At 58.8% G+C, this 13,815-nt stretch carries 17 protein-coding genes; 8 read left to right on the forward strand and 9 right to left on the reverse strand.

The window, feature by feature from the left end; genetic code table 11:
- Window positions 1–49: 49 nt before the first annotated feature.
- Window positions 50–2,797, reverse strand: coding sequence for a bifunctional acetate--CoA ligase family protein/GNAT family N-acetyltransferase (locus ACWFVE_RS08730; RefSeq protein ID WP_447528883.1), 2,748 nt, complete (start codon window positions 2,795–2,797; stop codon window positions 50–52).
- 103 nt (window positions 2,798–2,900) lie between these two features.
- On the opposite strand from ACWFVE_RS08730, the gene ACWFVE_RS08735 reads away from it, so the two are divergent.
- Both ACWFVE_RS08735 and ACWFVE_RS08740 read left to right on the forward strand, forming a co-directional pair.
- The gene (locus ACWFVE_RS08735; protein WP_447528884.1) at window positions 2,901–3,851 is read left to right on the forward strand and encodes a histone deacetylase family protein; all 951 of its coding nucleotides are present in this window, start codon (window positions 2,901–2,903) and stop codon (window positions 3,849–3,851) included.
- A 62-nt stretch (window positions 3,852–3,913) separates the two neighbouring features.
- Window positions 3,914–4,546 (forward strand): helix-turn-helix domain-containing protein, encoded by a 633-nt coding sequence (locus ACWFVE_RS08740; RefSeq protein WP_447528885.1) that lies wholly within the window; start codon window positions 3,914–3,916, stop codon window positions 4,544–4,546.
- 10 nt (window positions 4,547–4,556) lie between these two features.
- Here the strand turns inward: ACWFVE_RS08740 and ACWFVE_RS08745 are convergent, their stop codons facing one another.
- From ACWFVE_RS08745 to ACWFVE_RS08765, 5 genes are all read right to left on the reverse strand, one after another.
- Entirely contained in the window at window positions 4,557–4,907 is a 351-nt protein-coding gene (locus ACWFVE_RS08745) for a TusE/DsrC/DsvC family sulfur relay protein (protein WP_447528886.1), read from the reverse strand.
- A gap of 1 nt (window position 4,908) precedes the next feature.
- Entirely contained in the window at window positions 4,909–5,196 is a 288-nt protein-coding gene (gene tusB, locus ACWFVE_RS08750; RefSeq protein ID WP_447528887.1) for a sulfurtransferase complex subunit TusB, read from the reverse strand.
- A 10-nt stretch (window positions 5,197–5,206) separates the two neighbouring features.
- A complete protein-coding gene (locus ACWFVE_RS08755; RefSeq protein ID WP_447528888.1) occupies window positions 5,207–5,572 on the reverse strand; it encodes a DsrE family protein in 366 nt (121 codons plus the stop codon).
- Window positions 5,573–5,581: 9 nt separating this feature from the next.
- Window positions 5,582–5,971, reverse strand: a complete 390-nt coding sequence (tusD, locus tag ACWFVE_RS08760; RefSeq protein WP_447528889.1) for a sulfurtransferase complex subunit TusD — start codon at window positions 5,969–5,971, stop codon at window positions 5,582–5,584.
- A gap of 92 nt (window positions 5,972–6,063) precedes the next feature.
- Window positions 6,064–6,744 carry a Bax inhibitor-1/YccA family protein gene (locus ACWFVE_RS08765; RefSeq protein WP_447528890.1) on the reverse strand — a complete coding sequence of 227 codons (681 nt, stop codon included), beginning with the start codon at window positions 6,742–6,744 and terminating at the stop codon, window positions 6,064–6,066.
- A gap of 239 nt (window positions 6,745–6,983) precedes the next feature.
- Here ACWFVE_RS08765 and ACWFVE_RS08770 point away from each other — a divergent pair, with 239 nt between their 5' ends.
- Together ACWFVE_RS08770 and ACWFVE_RS08775 are read left to right on the forward strand one after the other, a co-directional pair.
- Window positions 6,984–7,754: a dienelactone hydrolase family protein gene (locus tag ACWFVE_RS08770; protein WP_447528891.1), complete on the forward strand. Its 771-nt coding sequence runs from the start codon at window positions 6,984–6,986 to the stop codon at window positions 7,752–7,754.
- Window positions 7,755–7,859: 105 nt separating this feature from the next.
- Window positions 7,860–8,048, forward strand: coding sequence for a hypothetical protein (locus ACWFVE_RS08775; RefSeq protein WP_447528892.1), 189 nt, complete (start codon window positions 7,860–7,862; stop codon window positions 8,046–8,048).
- A gap of 59 nt (window positions 8,049–8,107) precedes the next feature.
- On the opposite strand, the gene ACWFVE_RS08780 is transcribed toward ACWFVE_RS08775, so the two are convergent.
- Window positions 8,108–8,284 carry a hypothetical protein gene (locus ACWFVE_RS08780; protein ID WP_447528893.1) on the reverse strand — a complete coding sequence of 59 codons (177 nt, stop codon included), beginning with the start codon at window positions 8,282–8,284 and terminating at the stop codon, window positions 8,108–8,110.
- Between the two features lie 96 nt (window positions 8,285–8,380).
- Here ACWFVE_RS08780 and ACWFVE_RS08785 point away from each other — a divergent pair, with 96 nt between their 5' ends.
- A complete protein-coding gene (locus tag ACWFVE_RS08785) occupies window positions 8,381–8,557 on the forward strand; it encodes a hypothetical protein (protein ID WP_447528894.1) in 177 nt (58 codons plus the stop codon).
- Window positions 8,558–8,609: 52 nt separating this feature from the next.
- Here the strand turns inward: ACWFVE_RS08785 and ACWFVE_RS08790 are convergent, their stop codons facing one another.
- Entirely contained in the window at window positions 8,610–8,840 is a 231-nt protein-coding gene (locus tag ACWFVE_RS08790) for a hypothetical protein (RefSeq protein WP_447528895.1), read from the reverse strand.
- Window positions 8,841–9,139: 299 nt separating this feature from the next.
- Between ACWFVE_RS08790 and ACWFVE_RS08795 the strand changes: the two genes are divergently transcribed.
- From ACWFVE_RS08795 to ACWFVE_RS08805, 3 genes are all read left to right on the forward strand, one after another.
- Window positions 9,140–10,768, forward strand: coding sequence for an alpha/beta hydrolase (locus tag ACWFVE_RS08795; RefSeq protein WP_447528896.1), 1,629 nt, complete (start codon window positions 9,140–9,142; stop codon window positions 10,766–10,768).
- A 136-nt stretch (window positions 10,769–10,904) separates the two neighbouring features.
- Window positions 10,905–11,573: a 7-cyano-7-deazaguanine/7-aminomethyl-7-deazaguanine transporter gene (locus tag ACWFVE_RS08800; protein ID WP_447528897.1), complete on the forward strand. Its 669-nt coding sequence runs from the start codon at window positions 10,905–10,907 to the stop codon at window positions 11,571–11,573.
- A 30-nt stretch (window positions 11,574–11,603) separates the two neighbouring features.
- The gene (locus tag ACWFVE_RS08805) at window positions 11,604–12,416 is read left to right on the forward strand and encodes an alpha/beta fold hydrolase (protein WP_447528898.1); all 813 of its coding nucleotides are present in this window, start codon (window positions 11,604–11,606) and stop codon (window positions 12,414–12,416) included.
- On the opposite strand, the gene ACWFVE_RS08810 is transcribed toward ACWFVE_RS08805, so the two are convergent.
- Entirely contained in the window at window positions 12,413–13,798 is a 1,386-nt protein-coding gene (locus ACWFVE_RS08810; RefSeq protein WP_447528899.1) for an exonuclease domain-containing protein, read from the reverse strand. The two genes, ACWFVE_RS08805 and ACWFVE_RS08810, sit on opposite strands and share 4 nt — an antisense overlap.
- Window positions 13,799–13,815: the final 17 nt, after the last annotated feature.

The following is a 13,815-nucleotide window of genomic DNA, read 5'->3' on the forward strand; positions in this document are numbered from 1 at the left end:
TTTCTCTCCAGGGCACTACCCTTGCCTGCCAAGCGCGACGGCCCGACCCTCAATCCGGCAGACTCTCCAGGCGGTGACGCTGCCACTCGCTATCCGGCTCGTTAAGCCGCAGCACCGCATCCACTACCTGCTCCTCCATGTTGTAGCGGCTTTTGAAGCCCAGATGCTTGATCAACGCACGCATGGGCTGGTTGTCCATCATGATCTTACCGATCATCTCGATCGTGCCGATACTCTGGCAGTAACTGATCATCTTCTGCATCAGCAGCCGACCGATTCCCAAACCCTGCAGGTCGTCGCGGATTATGATGGAAAACTCGGTGCGAATATTGTCGGCGTCGTTATAAACCCGCACTACCCCCAGCATCTCCTTGGTGCCGTCGTCGTGCTGGTGCTCGGCGATGAACGCCATCTGCCGGTCATAGTTGATGTGCGAGAGAATCGATAGATCGCGCTGGGTCAGGTTCGACTTGTTGTGAAAATAACGAAAGCGGATGCTCTCCTCGGAAAGCCGGGTATGGAAACTGGTGATCAACGGCGCGTCTTCGGCGCGGATCGGGCGTACCTCGACCTGCCAGCCGTTTTTGAGCGTGACCCATTCGCGAAGCTCCTCCGGGTACGGCATGATCGCAAAGCGGGCCGGCGGACCCAGGTCCATGGCGAAATCCACCGCCAGGATACCATCGCGGTTGAGCAACAATGGGTTGAGCTCCAAACCGCGCAGCTCATTCAAATCCGATGCCATTTGTGAAAGCTTCACTAAAAACTGGCAAAGCCTTTCGATATCGCGCTCGGCTTCCGAGGAGTGCTCGCGGATCAGCGAAGCGACGTGAGTGCGCCCGACCATATCGGCGGCCAGGCTCATGTTCAGCGGTGGCAGCGCGACCTGGCGGTCGGCGAGTACGTTCACCTTGTAACCACCGATCCCGAAAACGATCAGTGGGCCGAACACCGGGTCACGGGTGATACCGGCGCAAACCTGCATGGAGTGCTTGCCGCGCTGCATGGGTTGCAGGCAGTACTCCTGAACGGTGTACTCGGGAAATTTTTCGTGCACTTTGTCGCCCAAGCGGCGAACGCCCTCCTCGACCTGCTCCGGCGTTTGCAGATCCTGCAATAGACCGGCGGAAATTTTATGCGGGTGGCGCCGGTAGCGGTACGGATGACAGTTGCCATCGTGTATCACCTTGAGCGCCTTGGGGCCCTCGAAGTGGCCATCGGCTGCGTGCGCCTCGCTTGGGTGGCGTAAATAAACGCTCGGCGCGGTGGGAATGCCGTAAGCCTGGAGCACCTGCGCCGTTTCCGAGTGGGTCAGCGCGTGGCGGCGCTGCTCTTTTGCCCGGCTGATCAATTCGCGGCACGCAATACGATCAGCGGGCCGGGTATTGAAGGTCAAACTCGGCGGAATTTCGTGCAAAAGCGCCTGTACGCGCTGATAGTCCACCATATGCATGAACGCCTTGACGGCTTTTTCCGGCGAAATATAGGTGGGTATGCCCGCCGCGCTGCACGCACTGCGCGCTTTCAAGGCCTCTTTCAATCCCATCCAACTGGTCAACAGGTTGCGCCGAAAGCGCTTGCGGTTATCGATCAGCGCGCGGGCCGTTTCGACCGACGGCGCCAAACGTGTTGGCGCGTGCACCACCAGCACCGCGTCGACCCCCGGGTCGGCGGTCACGATCTCGAGCGCCTCGACAAAGCGCGCGGGGGTGGCGTTGCCGCCCAGGTCTACCGGGTTCTCGCCGGGTTTGCTTCTATCCACCTTGCGCTCGGTCAGCTGGGTCTGCGTAGCCTCATTGAACTCGGCAAGCTTGCCGCCGCCACTTACCAGCTTGTCGATCGCGAGCATCGCCGGGCCCAGTCCGTTAGAGACGACCGCTAGACGGTCACCGCGCAGCGGGCGCATGCGTGAAAGCGTCTCGAGCGCATCGAAAAGCTCGTCGGAGTCGTTTACCCGGACCACACCGGCCCGGGCGAAGGCAGCGTCGAAGACGACATCGCGATTGGCAATACCCGGTGTGGGCGCCATACCGGAGATGTCCGATTCCGGCGTGCGCCCGCTTTTGATCGCCACCACCAGTCGGTTACGCGAGGCGTCGCGTACCGAGGTCATGAAGTGCTGAGCGTCCTTGATGCGCTCCAGGTGGAGCAAAATGGCCTGGGCCGGCGAAAACTGGTTCACGTAGTCGATCAAATCCGGCAAAAGCACGTCCACACTGTCGCCGACGGTAATCAGGTGGGAAAACCCCACATCGCGCCCCGCTGCCCAGTCGATCATGGCGTTGGCAAGCATCCCGGATTGTCCCAGGTACGCGACCCGCCCGGGTTTGACCGGCTGGCTGGCGTAGGACGCGTTGAGCTTTTTGCCCGGTACGATCACCCCCATGCATTCCGGGCCTAGTACCCGAATCCCCGATGCGCGGGCGGCGTGTAGCATCTGCTCGCGAATCGAGCCCTCGCTTCCTCGTTCGCGATCCAGGTACGCCCCTCCGGAAAGCACCAGCGCCGCCTTCACGCCCTTCTGACCCAGCTTCTTGATCAGTTTGGGCGCGCCCTCGACTGGCGAGCAAATCACCGCCAAATCCGGCGGGGCGGGCAAACTGTTGACGCTTGCGAAACACGGCGCGCCGAACACCTGCTTATAACCTTTTAAATTCACCGCCCAGAGCGTACCTTTGAACTCGCCCTGCTGAAGGTTGGCCAGCACCAAGCCACCCAGAGACTCCGGTTTTTCCGATGCGCCGAAGACGGCCAGGGTTTTCGGCTCGAAGAAATGGTGTAGAAAACGGGTACTCACAAGCGTATCTCCCTGACCTGTCACCTCGGTGTACGACTTATTATCACTGTCGTGCGGGCACGCATACCGATTAAGGTAGCTTTACATAGAACGGAGCGCCTGCATGATCACCGCCTACCTTACCCATCCCGACTGCATCTTGCACTATATGGGGCCCGAACATCCGGAGAGCCCCGCTCGGCTAGAGGCAATACGGGCACGCCTGGCGCTTAGCGGGCTATTGCAGCAAACCATGCAAGCCGAGGCCAAAGAGGCCACTCGGGAGGCGCTCGAGCGTGTGCATTCACCGCGCCACCTCGACGCGCTCGAGAAGTGCTTGCCAAGCGAGGGCATTACCGCGCTGGATAGCGACACGCTAATGAACCCGGAATCGCTCAAGGCGGCGCGGGTGGCCGCAGGCGCGGTCATCAAAGGGGTCGACCAGGTTTTCAAGCGCCAGGCGGATAATGTCTTTTGCGCCGTACGCCCGCCAGGCCACCACGCCGAAGCAGCCGAAGCCATGGGCTTTTGCTTTTACAACAGTATCGCCGTGGGTGCGGCGCACGCCAGAGCCCAACACGGTGCCCAACGGGTCGCCATACTCGATTTCGACGTTCACCAGTGCAACGGCACAATCGATATCTTCAAGGGCGACCCTGCCGTGCTGATCTGCACAAGCTACCAGTACCCTTTCTACCCCTGGCGCTACCTACGAAGCGAATGGCACAACGTGGTGAATACCCCCCTCGAAGCGGGGATGCAAAGCGCAGCGTTTAGAGACGCCGTCGAGCGTAACTGGCTACCCGCCCTGCACGCCTTCAAGCCCGATATCGTACTGGTATCCGCCGGCTTCGATGCCCACCAGGACGATCCCATGGGCGAGGTATGCCTGACCGACGAGGACTACTACTGGGTCACGCATCTGGCCATGGAAATCGCCGGCCTCTACGCCGAAAACCGGCTGGTCTCCGTACTCGAAGGCGGCTATAACCCCAAGTCGCTCGCCAGCGGCTGCGAAGCGCACATCAAAGCACTTCTCGGCCTGCCTTTTGAAAGCACACCGGCTACCGGGTAGCCTGCGGCGGGCTGTGTTAGCATAGCGTGTCCTAAAATGCACTTACCGGGTATGACGATCCAATGACGGCGACTCATGACGAAAACGCAGCGCTTCGTATTGCATCGGGGCGCAAACCCTTCGTAGAGCCGCTTCGCTTGGGCGCACGGCTCAAAGAGATCCGCTTGGCCAATCAATGGACGCTCGAGGATGTCAGCCAGCGCACCGGACTCGCCCGCTCGACGCTCTCCAAGATAGAGAACGACCAGCTATCGCCCACGTTTACCGCGGTGCAAAAGCTCATGGCCGGGCTCAACATCGACCTTCCCCAGCTGTTTACCCCGCCCAAGCGCGAGCACTACACCATGGGGCGGCGGGATTTGACCCGCAGCGGTAAAGGCCAGCACCACCCCACGCCCACCTACGAGCACGAACTTTTGGGCCACCATTTGGCACAAAAGCGCATGATTCCGTTTAAAACCATCGTGCGGGCGCGCAGCTTCGACGAATTCCAGCAGTGGGTCCGCCACGACGGTGAAGAGTTTTTGATGATTCTCGAGGGCGAAATACTGCTGTACAGCGAGTTTTACGCTCCGGTGGCGCTGAGCGAAGGCGATAGCATCTATTTCGATAGTGATATGGGCCACGCGCTCGTATCCACCGGCCCAGTGGATGCCATGGTGCTCTCGGTGTGCACTCGGGGCGATCTGGACTGAGCCGAAGCGTTTACAAGCAGTTGGTCGGTTTGGGGAGCCCGGCGATACGCGCCGTGCGCCGCGCCGGACTTTCCGGGAACAGCGACATCAGATAAATCGAGGTTCCCTTCTTTTCACCCAGCGCCTGCTTGGTTGCCTTGACGAGCGCACGCATGGCTGGCGCCATCTCAAAGCGCTGGTAAAAGTCACGCACCACGTCGATGACTTCCCAATGAGCCTCACTCAGCGAAAGCCCCTCGTCACGCGCCAAAAGCTCGGCCACCTCGGCACTCCAATCACCCTGATCAACAAGATAACCTTCGAGATCTAATTTAATGTTTTCATTTGAATCAAGATAACGGTATAAATTTTCATTTGTCATATCAATACCAACTTACACACTGTTCGTGACGCTCGGTCAGCGTTACAAAATCCTTCATTGTGATGATCGCCGCGTCAAGATTCTCGGCCGATTCCAGCAGCCCTGCGGCTTCCAAGTCGTCGCTCAACAGGTATAGCCGCCCTTTGCACTGCTGGAAACCGGCCCACTGCGGTAAAAGGCTTGCCTGCACGGCCTGCTCGATCAGCAGCACGTCATCCTGGTCCCCCACCACCCGGAGCATATTGGCCGCGCTTAGGCTTTCGGGGCGTTTATTTAGAATATGCAGCATGAAAGTCTCACTAGAAGTGAAGAGTCGTCGAGGAGTCTTGATAAAGCGCCGCGAGCGCCTCATCGGAGATGACCCGCGCCGCCGGCACCAGCTGGCTCGGCGCTAGCCCTAATTGTTCCAAGCTGCTTTCAGGTACCAGAAGCTCTTCGATATCGTACATCTCGAGCATGTCGATGGTCGGCAGCACCGCCTTTTGCCCCGGTGCACCAGCCTTTTGGCTTTTCACCAGCGCCAGCGCCCCCTGCCCCATGAAAATCAGCTTGACACTTTGGCCAAAGGCCGCGGCGACCAGCGCTACATCGAGGCCTTCGCGCAAGGCATTGGATTGAAACGGTGCTTGAGTCAGCGCGATCAAACGTACGGCGTCTTCGGTCATCACTTTTCCTCAGGCAAATGTAATGAAACGATCGCAGCGCTTTTGCAGTACTAACAACTGCCCCAACCCCGTGAGTTCGAACGGTACCTCCAGGCTATGCTGGGTCAAGCCGTGGCGTTTGGCTTCGGCCTCGTCTAACACCCCGCGGCGAAGCGCGGCCGCCACACACACCTCGAGGGCCGTGCCGTGCTCGGCATTGAGCGCTACCCAGGCATCCTTGAGGTTCAGTTCATCCTGGGGTGGGCTCATCAGCGTCGACGCATTGAGCACCCCCTCCTGGTAGAAAAACACCCCGGCCAGGGTATGCCCCTGGCTTATTAGCGCATTGGCAAAACGCAGCGCCGAATGAGCCGCGGGGCTTGTGTAAGGGGCACCGGTAACCAGTAGACCGTACTCCATGGCGCTCTCTCACCTGAGTTATATAAAAGACGCTTACAAAAAAACAGACCCTACCGAAGTAGGGTCTGTTTGGGTAGAGCTTAACGATTAAATCAGTCGCTGCTCATGATGCCAAGAATAGAGAGAAGGCTTACGAACAGGTTGTAGATCGAGACGTAAAGCGTAACCGTCGCCAGAATATAGTTGGTCTCGCCAGCACGGTGCACGATTTCACTGGTTTGATAGAGAATCGCTGCGGATGAGAATAGGACGAAGCCCGCAGACACCATCAGAGAAAGTGCCGGAATGTGGAAGAAGAAACCTGCCACCATGGCAAGGATCAGCACGATGCCGCCCGCCATCAGGAAATTGCTCAGAAAGCTGAAATCCTTTTTGGTGGTAAGCGCGACCGCAGAAAGACCAATGAAGGTCAAGCCGGTCATGGCCAGGGCATTCATGATCAGCGCACCACCGTTAGGCAGCGTCAGGTAAGCGGAGATGATCGGCCCAAGGGTGAAGCCCATGAAACCGGTGAACGCAAACGTAGCCAAAAGGCCCGCAGCAGAGTTGGCGGTTTTATGAACCAAAAACATCAGCCCATAAGCGCCGACGAGGAAAACCAGAATGTTGAGCTGCTGAACGCCAAGCGCGACGGAGGCGCCAGCGGTAACGGCTGAAAACAGCAGCGTCATGGCCAAAAGCGCGTAGGTGTTACGCAATACTTTGTTGGCTTTCGCGCTGCTGACCGCTTGTTCGTTATGCGGTCGTACGGTGTGCGAATCGTTGAACGCCATGGTTTTAAGCTCCCTAGTGGTCGTACTAACAACGGACAAGCATGCCGTTACGTAGTTCCCGACGCAAGCCCCTGTGGTTTAAAAAGATACCCGGATTGGACGATGATTCAACGCGAAGGGTCTGTGCTACCCTTTCAGGTATAACACTCGCCGTTCACAATGCGAGTTAAATCTATCCTTTCGCTCCCTATTTTTTGCCGCCACTTTTTGCCGCCAACAAACCAACAGGACGCATTACCATGATGACAACAGCACGTACCCCATTAACGTTTACCGCTTTGGCCGCCGCTACGCTGATGAGCAGCCATGCGTTTGGCTTCGAACCACGCGGCGAAGACATCAGCTATCAGGTCAAGGATGAACGCTTTGAAGGCTATTACGTCGAGGCCCAGGGCGAATCCAAAGGTAGTGTGCTTATCGTGCACGACTGGGATGGCGTGGACGATTACGAGCGTGAGCGCGCCGACATGCTCTCCGAGCAGGGCTTTGATGCCTTCGCGGTGGATCTTTTCGGTGAAGGCAACCGCCCTCAGCAAACCGAAGCCAAACAGGCTGCCACCAACGCGCTGTACGAAGACCGCGAGCGGATGCGCGAACTTACCCTTGCAGGACTTACCCAAGCGCGGGAACAGGGCGCCGCCAGCACGACCGTCATCATGGGCTACTGCTTTGGAGGCACGGTCGCGCTCGAGATGGCCCGCGCCGGTGAAGCCGAGGATATCGCCGCCTACACCAGCTTCCACGGCGGCCTAGAGACCCCGGAAGGCCAGTCCTACCAGGCCGAGACGCCGCCCATCTATATCGCCCACGGGGGTGCGGATGAGATGGTGAGTCTCGAAGATGTCGCTACTCTGGCCGGCGAGCTCGAAGAGGCGGGGATTACCTACGAGGTGGGCATCTACTCAGGCGCCCCCCATGCCTTTAGCGTCTTTGGTAGCGAGCGCTACGATGAGCGCGCCGACGAGCGCTCCTGGTCGGCCTTCACGGCGTGGCTTGACGAAATGCTCTAATGCCTGGTCGCTTGCGTCGAGTGCAGGGCTAATCGACGCAAGATGTACTACGTTGTTTAAAGCTCCCGTCGCTTGACGGGGGTTCATCCATGGAGAGGATTAAACATGAGCATTTTTATCGTATACCGGGTGGTAAAAGAGGACGCTGCCATCGACGCCCAGCCGGAGTGGTGGATCGTCGATACGCGGGAAGAAGCCGAGCGCGACGGCCCACTGGTGCGCGAGCGCGTGGCAACGAAGCCAGAAGCCGATGAAGTAGTGAAAAAACTGAACGCCGAGCACGAAAAACCCTAACGTCTATCCAGGACTTATCCAAAAGCCCGGCCTGCATCCTCGCGCAGACCGGGCTTTTTTTAGCTCTCGACCTTGCGCAAATCTTCGGTGGTGACACCGTCGGGCAACTCGTCGGAATCCGCCGGTAGCCATACCGGATCAAAGTCGCTATCGACCCTTCCGTCCTCAAGGGTTTGGCCGGGAATGCGGTATACTATGCATTCGCGTTTTACGTCCCAGGCGTAGATGGGATCCATATGACCTCCGAAGGGCTGCGCTTACGGTATGTATGCCGTTTCAAGGCTGATATCATTGAGTTGCATTGTTTTGGTCGAATATTCAGGAGTCAGAGTATGAAATATATGTTCACTTTAGGATTGGTTGCGATGATGATGATGAGCGCGGGGTGTAGCTCCAACGGCGCCAGCTCATCGCGCTCTGCGGATTGCCGCAAACAGGCCGAGGCCATGGGCGATACCATGCACTATGGTGATTGCCTTCGCGGTACCCGCACGCAACAGGGCTTTTAATTACGCCCACCATAAAAAAACGGTTCAGCTTACGCTGAACCGTTTTTTTTGATTAATCGGTGTCGGCCTTATGAGACGCTTCTCTCAGTGTTTTTTCGAGGCCGTGTTCTCCGCCATCATCTGATTCGGCATCATCGACCAAAAATTCCGAATGGCGGTGCTTGTGCTTGTGTTGGAGCTCCGCTCCGCAATCATCGCAATTTTCAGGCTTGTCGGGCTCGCCTCTCGCTTCCGAGGGGTCATATTCCTGGCCGCACTGGGCGCATTTTTTAAGATGCTGCATTCTACTCTCCTTTCCTGACCACCTATTCCTGTTGAACACATAAAGTGCCAATAGGTTCCTTTAAAACACGCTTCGAACACTTAGCCAATAGTCTAACATTACGCTTCATCGCCACGTGGAAATGGCGTTATCGCGATCTCAGCGTAAAGCATGTACCACCAGCATAAGTACTGACGACGTTTTGTTAGAGTTTCACCTATCATGGCGAGTGAGTCTATTAAACTATCTTTCTAATTCAACCCTATAGGCAACGGATGTTACGGAGACACCCTGCAGTGCAACGTCTTTGGAAAATACGATTGCCGCTGCGCCGCTTCTCCAGCACCGGGCTCGTTCTGGGAACGCTATTATTCGCATTGTCACTCACACCGAGCCTGCTCCCCAGGCCCATGCTCGCCCAGGGTGTCGTGTCCGGGCTCTGCTTTAGCGCAGGCTATGCCATCGGCGTACTGTTGCGAGGGCTCTGGCACTACCTGCGCCTGCCCAAGCCAGGCCCACGCACCGAGCACTGGGTCAAAACCCTGGCCGCACTTGCTTGTACGCTAACCGCCGCGCTTTTTCTTTGGCAAGCCTCGAGTTGGCAAAACGGCATACGCGAGCTCATGGGTATGCCACCGGCCAGTGGCACGCGAGGGCTTAGTATCGCCGCCATCGCGCTATTGCTGTTCGCTTTTTTCTATCTTATCGCAAAGGTATTCAAACGCACGTATCGGCTTCTGTCGCGCAAGCTGTTCTTCTTCTTGCCCAAACGCCTGGCGGTCGTGCTGGGGAGCGTGGCCTCGATCGCGCTTTTCTGGCTATTGATCGAGGGCGTAGTGCTCTCATTTGCGCTGCGCGCGGCGGATCGTTTCTATGCTCAGATCGACGAGCTGGTTCAGGACGACCTGGCAGCCCCCACCGGCGCTAATCGTTCGGGAAGCGCGGCATCGCTGATCAGTTGGGAGGCGCTTGGCAGTCGCGGACGCCGCTTTGTTACCCAAGGGCCCAGCGGCGATGGCATCGGCGCGTTTTTAGGCGACGACGCCCAGGATCCGATCCGCGTCTATGTGGGCTTGAATGCGCTGGATACCCCACAAGCACGCGCCGAGCTCGCCCTGGACGAGCTGATTCGCACCGGGGCCTTCGAGCGCTCGACGCTGCTGCTGGCCACCCCCACCGGGCGCGGATGGATAGACCCGGGGGCTCAAAATACCCTGGAGTACTTGATGCGCGGCGATATGGCGACCGTGGCTGCACAATACTCTTACCTTCCTAGCCACCTGGCGCTGATTGCCGAAGGCGAATACGGCGTGGAAAGCGCCCGGGCGCTGTTTGTCGAAGTCTACCGCTACTGGAGCGCACTACCGGTCGACGAGCGCCCGGCGCTGTATCTGTTCGGTTTGAGCCTGGGCGCGCTCAACTCGGACCGCTCCTTCGATTTCTACGATATCATCGAAGACCCGTTCGATGGCGCGCTATGGGCAGGCCCGCCCTTTCGAAGCGATACCTGGCGAATCACGACCGCTGACCGTGACCCGGGTTCTCCCGCCTGGCAGCCCACTTTTCGCGGCGGCAGTGTCGTACGCTTTATGAATCAGCAGTCCGGGTTCGAAGGGTATTCCAGGGACTGGGGCGATTTTCGTATCGCTTATCTGCAGTACGCCAGTGACCCGATCGTCTTTTTCGACCCCGCGGCTTTCTGGCGCGAGCCCGATTGGATGCGCCCGCCACGCGGCCCGGACGTCTCCCCGGCGCTTCGCTGGTACCCGGTGGTTACCATGCTGCAGCTACTGGCCGATTTGGCCACCGGCGGCGCGCCACCCGGCTACGGCCACGAAATTGCCGCCGAGCACTATATCAACGCCTGGGTGGCACTCACCGAACCAGAAGGATGGAACGACGAGGAGATTGCGCGACTCAAGCGATTTTTTAACGATGGAAGTATTTGAAATAGCCGCAAAGCCTACCTGGCCGGCACTTCACTTTAATTACGGCCAGGAAGGCGTATAATGCGCGCCCTTGTGGCGCTTGCGCCGAAACAGAGGGTTCCCTAACCCCTCGTGCTCTTAAAAAGGCCTCTCTCTTATGTTTGCATTGACCGACGCTCAACACCGCCGCTGCCTGACGCTCATGGTACTTTTCCATATCGCCGTCATTGCGGCCAGTAACTACCTGGTTCAGCTCCCCTTCACCCTGTTCGGTTTTCATACTACTTGGGGCGCCTTCAGCTTTCCGTTCATCTTTCTGGCCACCGACCTGACCGTTCGCCTGTTCGGGAAGGGCCCGGCGCGCTCGATCATTTTGCGGGTCATGTTCCCGGCATTGGCGATTTCCTACGTGGTGTCGGTCATCTTCCCCCAAGGAAGCTTTGCCGGCATCGAGGCGTTGGGCGAGTGGAACGTGTTCGTTGCGCGGATCGCGCTGGCAAGCTTTATGGCTTACTTCCTCGGTCAACTGCTGGATGTGCAGGTGTTCGACCGGCTGCGTAAGCTGGCCTGGTGGGTAGCGCCGGTTTTCTCGACGGTGCTTGGCAACCTGGCCGATACCTTCGCGTTTTTCTTCACCGCTTTCTACAATAGCCCGGATCCGTTCATGGCCGCCCACTGGGTCGAAATCGCCGCGGTGGACTATGCCATCAAACTCGCCATTAGCCTGCTGTTTTTCCTGCCGCTTTACGGCCTGCTGCTGGCAGCACTCACGCGCAAGCTAATGGGCTGGACCGGGCAAACCGACACCGCCCCGCGCACCACCTAACGTTGACTACGCCACTACCAAGGAGCCCTCATGAGCCGCGTCCCTACGGTTGACCTTCATTTTATCGATGCCATCGACGAAGGCGCCGATGAAACCAAAACGCCGCTGGTCGTGCTCCATGGCCTGCTGGGCAGCGCGGACAACTGGCGCTCTCACCTGAAGATGTGGCAAAAGACGCGCCGAGTGATCGCGGTGGACCTTCGCAATCACGGCCGCTCCCCCCACGCCGAAGGGATGGACTACGAAACGCTCAGCCGCGACGTGATTGCGCTGCTCGATAAGGAGCACATCGAGCGGGCCCATATACTGGGGCACTCCATGGGCGGCAAGGTGGCGATTAGCCTGGCGCGCCTGGCCCCCGAGCGTACGGCCTCGCTCACCGTGGGCGACATTGCCCCGGTACGCTACGCGCATGGCCACGATGACGTGTTCAGCGCCCTTGAGGCGGTGCGCAAGGCTAAGCCAACGGACCGGCGCAGCGCCGATGCGGTGATGGCCGAGCACGTCAGCGCCCGCCCTACCCGGCTATTTTTGGCGACCAACCTGGTGCGCAACGACGCGAAAGAGATGGCCCTGCGCGTCGGCCTCGATGAGCTCCGTAGCGGCTACGCTGCCATTATTGAAGCACCCGCCGGCAGCGAGCCTTTTAATGGCCCCACACTCGTGCTGCGCGGTGAGGATTCGCACTACGTGGCCGATGATATGCTACCCGCGCTCAAGGAAATATTACCCAAGGCGCGCCTGGTCACGCTAAAAGAGGCCGGTCACTGGCTGCATGCAGACCAGCCCGAGGCGTTTCAGGAGGCAGTGAACGCCTTCATCAGCGCCCAGGACGAGGTTTAAAGCGGCGTAACCGCCAGGCCGTGCGCCTCGGGGCTTTGCAGAAAGCGGTTCAGAATACGGTAGGTATCTACGTCGAATTGAACCGCCTGATGCCCCAACCGCTTGGCCTTGGCCGGGGTCTCGGCGCTACCCAGGTAGCACCAGTGGTCCACCGCGTGGTAGGCGCTGCGCTTCGTTTGCGCGTTCTTCTCGGCAATCACGATTTTATCTGGCCAGGGCCAGGCACTCACCTTGAACCGCTTGAGCGCGTGCTGGGCGCGCCGGGTATGCGCTTCTAATGTTTCCTTACCGCAGCAGGCCCCCGCGCACTTACCTAACTGGTGCCCAAAGCAGCGCCCCTTGCCCTTTTCGAGCCCCAGCACCTGGGGGCAGAGCTTTTGCTCCTCTACCACGCCTCTCAACGCCTCTTTGGCCTCGCGGGCGTTGCGAAACAGCCCGAAGCGTTGCCCTGGCTGGGCATTGATCAATACCGCGCTACCGGCCAGTACCGGGGCGTATTCGCCCTCGGGCCAGAACCAGGTTTTCAAGGCGCCTTGGCGGCGCAGCTGGCGGTTCATGATCGGCATCAGCTCCTTGATCAGTTGCGCTTCACGCAGCTGAGCGCCCAAATCGCCGGCGGTCTCCTCCCACTCGATATGCTGAATCTGCTGGAGCATGCGCATTGCCTTGTCGTCCTGATGGTCGCGCTGAAAGTGCCCTTTCACCCGGTTTTTAAGGTTGATGCTTTTCCCTACGTAGAGCGGCAGCCGGTTATGGCCATAAAAGAGATACACGCCAGGACTTGCGGGAAGCCCGGCCAACACCTCGCTATCCAGGTGGGCAGGCAAGTTCTTATGCTGCTTTTCCAGGCCGGTCGCTGCCTGCCAGTGATCCACTTCGAAGCGCTGCTGCCAGGTTTGCCACAGCTTCCAGAGCGCCTCGGCGTCGTCTTCGGCGCGGTGCGCCCGGCTCACTTGAATATCGAAACGCGCCAGCAGCGCTTTCAGGTTATGGTGGCGCTCATCGGGCTCGAGGCGGCGCGAGATGCGCAGGGTGCACATGATATCGGGGCGATAATCGAGCCCGGCGCGCTTGAAGGCGTTGCGTAGAAAGCTGTAATCGAAGCGGGCGTTGTGTGCCACCAGGCAGCTATCGCCCAGCCACTCCCGCAGCGACTCGGCGACCGTCTCGAAATGCGGGGCATCCGCCACCATATCGTCGTGAATGCCGGTCAGCTGAGAAATAAAGGGGGGAATACCGGTACCCGGATTGATAAGGCTCACCCAGCGGTCGACCACTTGGCCATCGGCTACTTTCAAGGCGGCAATTTCGGTGATGCGGTCGCGGGTAGCGCGGGTGCCGGTGGTTTCGACGTCGATAAATGTAAGGGCGGGCTCGCTCATGACACTCCGTTGTTGAT

This window comes from Vreelandella mediterranea (assembly GCF_970647075.1).